Consider the following 7,399-nt stretch of genomic DNA (forward strand, 5'->3'; position numbering starts at 1 on the left):
AAAAGCCATTCAGGAAGAACTTGGAGAAAGAGATGAGAAAAAAGAAGAGATAGAAAATTATCTACTTCGTCAAGCATTATAACCGGATTTTTTGTTCCGGCTTGTTTTATAGCTTGAATTATTTTACCTGGCATAGCTCCTACGTATGTTCTTCTGTGTCCTCTTATTTCAGCTTCGTCTCTAACTCCACCAAGAGATATTCTGACAAATTTTCTGTTTAATGCTTTTGCGATTGATTTTCCAAGAGATGTTTTACCTACTCCCGGAGGACCTACAAAGCAAAGAATTGGTCCTTTTATAGATGAGTCTTTTGTTTTTTGTTTTTTTAATTTTAAAACCGCCAAGTATTCAAGTATTCTCTCTTTTATCTTTTCAAGGTCGTAATGGTCTTCATCCAGTATTTTTTTTGCTATTTTTAAATCAAGTCTGTCTTTGGTTCTTCTGTTCCAAGGAAGTTCAACTAACCAGTCAAGGTACGTTCTGATTACACCTGCTTCCGCTGAATCCGGATGCATCTTTTCAAGTCTTTTAAGTTGTTTTTCTGCTTCTTGTTTGATGTTATCTGGCATTCCGGATTCTTCTATCTTCTTTCTATAATTTTCTATCTCTTCTTTTTTCTCATCTCTTTCTCCAAGTTCTTCCTGAATGGCTTTTATCTGTTGTCTTAAAAAGTACTCTCTTTGGTCTTTTTCTATTGCTTCTCTTGCAGAGACTCTTATTTTATGTTGAAGTTCTAATATACCAACTTCTTTCAGTAGTTTGTCGTGGACAACTCTTAACCTTTCAACAGGGTCAAGTATATACAGTATTTCTTGAGCTTCTTCTGGTTTTATATCTAACACCGATGCTACAACATCAGCAAGTCTTCCGGGTTCTTCTATTGACTTTATTATTTCTACCAAATCCGGAATAATCTGTTTGCCAAGGGATATTGCTTTATCTATCAAATCTCTTGTAGAGTGTTTTAAAGCTTCTATCTCTATTGTTTCTTCTACTTCTTCGTCTTCTAAAATATCTACTTCTACTTGATAAAATCCGTTTTTTCTTTTTAAAGATTTTATTTTTCCTCTTGTTACACCTTGGACCAGTATCTTTACCCTTTCATCTTCTAACTTCATCATTCTTATGATAGTTGCTACAACACCTATAGGATGAATGTCATCTATCGTAGGTTCTTCTATGTTTTTATCTTTTTGTAAGGCTAAAAAGATGTATCTGTTGTTGTTGTCTATAGCTTCTTCTACAGCGTTTATGGAAAATGGTCTTCCTATAAAAAGTGGCATAACCATATAAGGGAAAACAACTATATCTCTTGTTGGTATCAATGGATATTTAGAAGGTAGTTCTAAATTTTTTTCTTCCATTCTTCCTCCTGAAGGTTTGGTTTAAGGTATGTAGATTTTAAAACAAGTATCTATTATAAACTGATTTTTCGTTTTTGGTAAATACACCGTCAAAACGCCGTTTTCGTAATGGGCTTTTGCTTGGTTTAGATTTATGGTTTGAGGGAATTTTATTTTTCTTTTTATCCAACCGTTGAATCTTTCCACTATATGGTATCTACCTTTAAATGGCTGGTTTCTAAATGCTTTTACTGTTATTGAGTTTTCATCTCCCGTTATCTCTATATCACTTTTTTCTACTCCCGGAATATCTATTACAACGATGTAGGCATCTTCGTTCTCTAAAACGTCAATGGGGGGTTTTTCCAAATTAATCAATTTTTTCTCCCTTTATGTAATCTTCAAAGTCTTTACCTTTATAAATATAGTTTAGCATTTTCTTGTCTTCAAGGGATAGATTGGCTTTTTCTAACAAATCTGGTCTTTTTTCATAGGTTCTTTTTAGCTGTTGGAATCTTCTCCATAGGGATATCAGTTTGTGGTTTCCTGATAAAAGAATCTCTGGTACTTTCATTCCTCTGAATTCTGCTGGTCTTGTGTAGTTTGGATAACCTAAAAGTCCATCACTGAAAGAGTCTACTTTTAGACTTTCTTCTTCTGAGAGTACCTCTGGAAGAAGTCTTATTACACTGTCCATTATCACCAAAGCTGCTGTCTCTCCTCCCGATAGAATAAAATCCCCGATGGAAACCTCCTGGTGGACTATAGTTTTTACTCTTTCATCAACACCTTCGTACCTTCCACATATTATAACTACATCTTCTTTTTGGGACAGTTCTTTTGCAAACTGCTGGTCAAACTTTCTTCCCCATGGCTCTGTTATTAAAACGAAAGGGTTTTGTGATACTGTTTTTAAGTAATCGTAAGCTTTGAATATTGGCTCTGGTTTTAAAAGCATTCCCGGACCGCCTCCGTAAACCACATCGTCAACGGTCCGGTGTTTATCTTCCGTAAAATCTCTAAGGTTTATCGTATTTATCTGAACTTTTCCGGTTTTTAACGCTTTGTTGACTATTCCGTATTTTTTAAAACAATCAAAAAAATCTGGAAAAATTGTTAAAACAAAAAATCTCAAACTCATTCCATAGGTATTTTTTCATAGAATCTGTATATGTTTTGATACCTGTAAGCAACTTTTAATATCGTTGCTTCGTCAAATGGTTTTCCTATTATCTGCATACCTACTGGAAGGTTGTCTTTAAATCCACATGGAACATTTATTGCTGGAACGGTTGCAATGTTTGCAGATACTGTAAATATATCAGACAGATACATCTGAATAGGGTCAGCTGATTTTTCTCCTATCTTAAATGCCACATCGGGAGTTGTTGGTGTGATAATTACATCTACCTTTTCAAATGCTTTTATGTAATCTTGGTATATTAAAGTTCTGACTTTTTGGGCTTTTAGGTAGTATGCGTCATAGTATCCGGATGAAAGGACATAAGTTCCTATCATAATCCTTCTTTTAACTTCATTTCCAAAGCCTTCATCTCTTGTTTTAGAGTACATCTCTTCAAGGTCTTTGTACTCTTTCGTTCTGTAGCCGTACCTTACTCCGTCAAATCTTGCAAGGTTTGATGATGCTTCAGCTGGTGCTATTATGTAGTAGGTTTCTATAGCATACTTTGTATGGGGAAGGGATATCTCTTCTACAAACATTCCTTCTTTTTCAAGTTGTTTTACAGCTGAAAAGATAAGGTCTTTTATCTGAGGATTTAAATCTTCTGTGAAAAACTCTTTTGGAATACCTATTTTTAGTCCTTTCACATCTTTTTTTATTTCTTCTAAGTAGTTAGGTACAGGTATATCTTTTGATGTTGAGTCTCTGTTGTCTTTTCCGGATATTACGTTCATAATCAGTGCTGTATCTTCTACAGTCCTTGAAAAAGGTCCTATCTGGTCCAATGATGATGCAAAAGCAACAAGTCCATACCTTGAAACTCTTCCGTAAGTAGGTTTGAGTCCTACTATTCCACAGAAGGCAGCTGGTTGTCTAATTGAGCCTCCTGTATCGGACCCAAGGGACAGTGGTACAGCAGAAGCTGCCACAATCGCAGCAGAACCACCTGAAGAACCTCCCGGAACTCTTTCTAAATCCCAAGGGTTTTTGGTTGTGAAAAACGCTGAGTTTTCAGTAGATGAACCCATAGCAAACTCATCTAAATTTGTTTTTCCGGTTATAACATATCCTTGACTGTTTAGTTTTTCTACAACCGTTGCATCGTACACAGGTATAAAGTTTTCAAGCATTTTGGAAGAGCAAGTTGTTTTTATACCTTTTGTAGATATGTTATCTTTTATGGCTATTGGTATTCCGAATAAATCCGGAATGCTTTCAAGTTTAGTTAACTCTTGGTCTCTTTTTTTGGCTATCTGTAATGCAAGCTCTTCTAAATCGCTTACATATGCGTTTATTTTTGGCTCAACCTGTCTTTTTCTTTCTATGAAAGATTCTACAACCTCAGAAGGTTTAACTTCTTTGTTTTTAATAAGGTTGGAAAGTTCTAACGCTGATTTTTTCCATAGACTCATTACAGCTCTCCTGCTTCTTCTTCTGATGTTGGTTTTTCTCTTGAAAAGAGGTTATCAAAATACTCTTTGTATCTTAAATCCGGAGTTTCTTCATACATCTCTCTTTCTTTTGCGTGTTGGATACAAAGATTTGTCCATGGAACGGCTTGTAATCTCTCTTCTTCTATCTCTTTTCCACACACTTCACATATGCCGTAGGTTCCATTTTCTATTCTTTCTAAAGCAGCGTCTATGGCTCTTATAATTTCTATCTCTACATCGGAAAGTTGCCCTAACACTTCTTCTGTAACATCTATAAGAGCGTACTCTTCAATGTCTCTTGGCTCTGCTGATTGGTCCGTCAAAACTTTTTGAGTTTCTTCTTTTTTTAAGTACCTTTGTAAAATCTGATTTCTTTTTTTCAAAAGAAGATTTCTATACTTTTTAAGTTTTTCTTTTTCCATGTCAAACTCCGTTTTTTTTGATGTTATAATAATTTTACCATAAAGATAAAAGGAGTTTTTATTGATACTTGTATACATTCTTCTTTTCATTTTAGGTTTTTTATCAGGATTGATGTATTTTTGGCATATGTGGAAAAGTATCGGTACCTACGGAGCTCAAAAGAACAAAATTCTGATGAGTATGGTTTTTAGGGTACCTATTCCAATTGGAGCTGCTTTGATTGGTTATCTTGTAGGGAAGTATGAAGGAGTTATATCGGTTTTGATAGGGTTTACAGTTTTTCAGATTGTTTTTTTAGTAAAAAAAGGACAACAACTTAAAAAACAACTTGAGGAAGAAGTTGAAAAAGAGAATAATCCGGATAAAGAATAAAGTTGTAGAAAAGCTATCAAATATTGACAACACACTTATTGGATTTTTAGAAAATTTTGATAGACTTATCCACCTGTTTTTAGCTGTTTTGATTGTTATTGTTTCTTTGGCTATCTTTGCTTGGTTTGTTCATGATTTTATTGGTTTAGTTAAAAATATTATTGAATTTAAAAAAAATATAAGTGGTAGTGCTTTAAGGCTTTTTGGTACAGCTATTTTACTTTGGCCTTTATCTTCTTTACTAAAAGCTGAAATAAACTTAATCAAAGGGGAAAGAATATCTTTGAACCTTTTTATAGATACTGCCATAGCTGGGACGATAAGGTCAGTTTTGATATCAACAGCTGAAGGTGAAGAGTTAAAAGAAACCTACTACTATATAGTAGCTCTTTTTGTTTTTGCGTTGGTAAGATTGATTGTGGTATATACGGAAAGGTTGGAAAAATCCTCAGGAGAAAAAGGCAATGGAGATTAATGTTTATGAACTGATTAAAATGTTAGCAATTTTCTTTTTGGGACTTTCCATAGGGAGTTTTTTAAATGTAATAATATACCGTATGCCAAGAGAAATGTCCATCGTTTATCCACCTTCAACCTGTCCTGAGTGTAAAAACCGGATTAAATGGTACGATAACATTCCTGTTATATCGTACATATTTTTAAAGGGAAAATGTAGATTCTGTAAAACTCCTATATCTGTAAGGTATCCAACTGTGGAATTTATTACTGGTGTTTCTGCTTTGGTTTCTTATTTGAAGTTTGGTTTTACAGTTGATTTTATTTTTGCTTTTTACTTTTTGGCTTCCATGATTGCTCTATCTTTTATAGACTGGGATTTTAAGATTATTCCCGATGAAATAAACTACCTTGGTCTTTTATCAGGTTTGATTTATGCAGGAATAAAGAGTTTTCAACTAAAAGATTTCAATCCTTTGATAAATTCATTTTTAGGAGCGGTAGTTGGTGCTGGATTTTTATTTTTAATTTTTTACTTTTATCTAAAAGTTAGAAAGATAGAAGGGCTTGGTCTTGGAGATGTTAAACTTCTTGCTTTTGTAGGAAGTTATGTAGGATGGTTTGGTGCTTTATTTACAATATTTTTTGGCTCAGTTTTAGGACTGGTTGCATCTTTGTATTTTATGAAGAAGGAGAAAGCTGATGACTTTATGAAGTTAGAAATTCCATTTGGACCATTTTTAGCTTTAGCTGGAGTTATATACCTATTCTTTGGAGAAAAAATATACAACTTCTACTTTGGGGGATTTTAAATGATTGAAGTAAAGTACAAAGTTTGGATAGAAAAAGATGGAGAAATATTGATAGGACTTGGAAGAGAAACACTCTTAAAAGAGATAGAGAAAACTGGCTCAATAAGACAAGCAGCAGAAAATATGGGAATAACTTACAGAAAGGCTTTATACTTTCTAAATGCTATGGAAAAAAGAGCCGGAAAAAAGATAGTTGAGACATTCAGAGGTGGTCCAGGTGGTGGAGGTTCAAGATTAACAGAGTATGGCAAACAGCTTTTAGATGAGTTTGAAAAAGTTGTAAAAGAGTTTGAAAGAGCAAAGAGAAAAGCTTCAAAAGGTTTGAAAATTGAATAAAGATTTGATAGAAAAAAGAAAGAAATATTTTGGAGTTTTGTTTTCTATTTTTATTTTGTTTGCACTTTTGATTTTACTGAAAATTCCATTAAATCCGGATTTTTCCTTAATATCCTTTCCATCTTTTTTGATACTTTTAGTAAGTACAACTCCGGCTTTTTTAATTCTAAATAAAGATAAAAAATACAACACTTTACTGACAGTAGCCTATATTCCGGCTTTGGTAGGATTTTTAACATCTTTGATTTTCAACAACAGTTTATACTTTTTGATGACTTTTCCGGTTTTTTTACTAAACTTTATCTTAATTTTTCCTAAGAGGTAAACGATGGATTATTTAAAAATAGTAGAAAAAGCAAGAAAAGAAGGAAAAAAGATAGTTTTTACAAACGGCTGTTTTGATATAATCCACGCTGGGCATGTTGATTACTTAGAAAAAGCAAAATCATTGGGAGATTTTTTGGTTGTAGGATTAAACAGTGATGAATCTGTAAAAAGACTGAAAGGAAAAGACAGACCAGTCAACCCCCAAGACCAAAGAAAAAAAGTCCTTTCAGCGTTAAAACCGGTAGATTTAGTGGTAATATTCGAAGAAGACACTCCGGAAAGACTGATAAAAGAGATAAAACCGGATGTCTTGGTAAAAGGTGGAGATTGGAAGATAGAAAACATAGTTGGGGCGGACTTTGTAAAATCCTACGGCGGACAAGTCCTAACAATAGACTTTGTATATGACATATCAACTTCTAAGATAATAAGTAAAATAAGGAATTTATAAAACTTCGTTATAACTCCGTCGTCCTATCCAAAATGGTAAAAATTTGTCTCAATAACCATATGCAAATGAGATGCAAAAACTGTAAGGTATTGATAAATAAAAACCGTCGATGTCCAGGGTTTTTTTGCAGGATTGGAGGTCGACGGAAAAAAACATATTCCGGTTGAAATTTTTAAAAAATTTTATTATAACCCTAATTTCCAATTCGAAAAAAAGATGAAATAAAAAACCTCCAGTGGTATCATAAAGTAAAACTACCACTG

General features: G+C 33.6%; 11 protein-coding genes. 6 read left to right on the top strand and 5 right to left on the bottom strand.

What is annotated here, in order from left to right:
• From NE054_RS06370 to NE054_RS06390, 5 genes are all read right to left on the bottom strand, one after another.
• The coding region (locus NE054_RS06370; protein ID WP_297889923.1) for an LON peptidase substrate-binding domain-containing protein at positions 1-1,364 on the bottom strand (1,364 nt) is incomplete at its 3' end.
• A 21-nt stretch (positions 1,365-1,385) separates the two neighbouring features.
• On the bottom strand, positions 1,386-1,721 hold the full coding sequence (locus NE054_RS06375) for an Hsp20/alpha crystallin family protein (RefSeq protein ID WP_297889925.1): 336 nt from the start codon (positions 1,719-1,721) through the stop codon (positions 1,386-1,388).
• Positions 1,714-2,478 (bottom strand): tRNA (guanosine(37)-N1)-methyltransferase TrmD, encoded by a 765-nt coding sequence (trmD, locus tag NE054_RS06380; protein ID WP_297889940.1) that lies wholly within the window; start codon positions 2,476-2,478, stop codon positions 1,714-1,716. The genes NE054_RS06375 and trmD overlap by 8 nt, the downstream gene beginning before the upstream one ends.
• A gap of 2 nt (positions 2,479-2,480) precedes the next feature.
• Positions 2,481-3,938, bottom strand: coding sequence for an Asp-tRNA(Asn)/Glu-tRNA(Gln) amidotransferase subunit GatA (gatA, locus tag NE054_RS06385; RefSeq protein ID WP_297889927.1), 1,458 nt, complete (start codon positions 3,936-3,938; stop codon positions 2,481-2,483).
• A complete protein-coding gene (locus NE054_RS06390; RefSeq protein WP_297889929.1) occupies positions 3,938-4,381 on the bottom strand; it encodes a TraR/DksA family transcriptional regulator in 444 nt (147 codons plus the stop codon). Before NE054_RS06390 ends, gatA begins: the two co-directional genes overlap by 1 nt.
• A gap of 61 nt (positions 4,382-4,442) precedes the next feature.
• On the opposite strand from NE054_RS06390, the gene NE054_RS06395 reads away from it, so the two are divergent.
• From NE054_RS06395 to rfaE2, 6 genes are read left to right on the top strand one after another with little or no spacing between them, the layout of a single operon-like run.
• Entirely contained in the window at positions 4,443-4,754 is a 312-nt protein-coding gene (locus tag NE054_RS06395) for an ATP synthase subunit I (RefSeq protein ID WP_297889931.1), read from the top strand.
• Entirely contained in the window at positions 4,723-5,229 is a 507-nt protein-coding gene (locus NE054_RS06400) for a phosphate-starvation-inducible PsiE family protein (protein ID WP_297889932.1), read from the top strand. Before NE054_RS06395 ends, NE054_RS06400 begins: the two co-directional genes overlap by 32 nt.
• A complete protein-coding gene (locus NE054_RS06405) occupies positions 5,219-6,022 on the top strand; it encodes an A24 family peptidase (RefSeq protein ID WP_297889933.1) in 804 nt (267 codons plus the stop codon). Before NE054_RS06400 ends, NE054_RS06405 begins: the two co-directional genes overlap by 11 nt.
• Positions 6,023-6,358, top strand: a complete 336-nt coding sequence (locus tag NE054_RS06410) for a LysR family transcriptional regulator (protein WP_297889934.1) — start codon at positions 6,023-6,025, stop codon at positions 6,356-6,358.
• Positions 6,351-6,683, top strand: coding sequence for a hypothetical protein (locus tag NE054_RS06415; protein WP_297889936.1), 333 nt, complete (start codon positions 6,351-6,353; stop codon positions 6,681-6,683). Before NE054_RS06410 ends, NE054_RS06415 begins: the two co-directional genes overlap by 8 nt.
• A 3-nt stretch (positions 6,684-6,686) precedes the next feature.
• Entirely contained in the window at positions 6,687-7,136 is a 450-nt protein-coding gene (gene rfaE2, locus NE054_RS06420; RefSeq protein WP_297889938.1) for a D-glycero-beta-D-manno-heptose 1-phosphate adenylyltransferase, read from the top strand.
• The last annotated feature ends 263 nt before the right edge of the window (positions 7,137-7,399 follow it).

Source organism: Sulfurihydrogenibium sp., from assembly GCF_027448985.1.
In the GTDB taxonomy this organism is placed as follows: domain Bacteria; phylum Aquificota; class Aquificia; order Aquificales; family Hydrogenothermaceae; genus Sulfurihydrogenibium.

Excerpts from the sequence above, each read along its gene's own strand:
- gatA (WP_297889927.1), bottom strand. The coding sequence starts at position 3,938 with ATGAGTCTATGGAAAAAATCAGCGTTAGAACTTTCCAACCTTATTAAA.
- NE054_RS06390 (WP_297889929.1), bottom strand. The coding sequence starts at position 4,381 with ATGGAAAAAGAAAAACTTAAAAAGTATAGAAATCTTCTTTTGAAAAAA.
- NE054_RS06405 (WP_297889933.1), top strand. The coding sequence starts at position 5,219 with ATGGAGATTAATGTTTATGAACTGATTAAAATGTTAGCAATTTTCTTT.
- NE054_RS06410 (WP_297889934.1), top strand. The coding sequence starts at position 6,023 with ATGATTGAAGTAAAGTACAAAGTTTGGATAGAAAAAGATGGAGAAATA.
- rfaE2 (WP_297889938.1), top strand. The coding sequence starts at position 6,687 with ATGGATTATTTAAAAATAGTAGAAAAAGCAAGAAAAGAAGGAAAAAAG.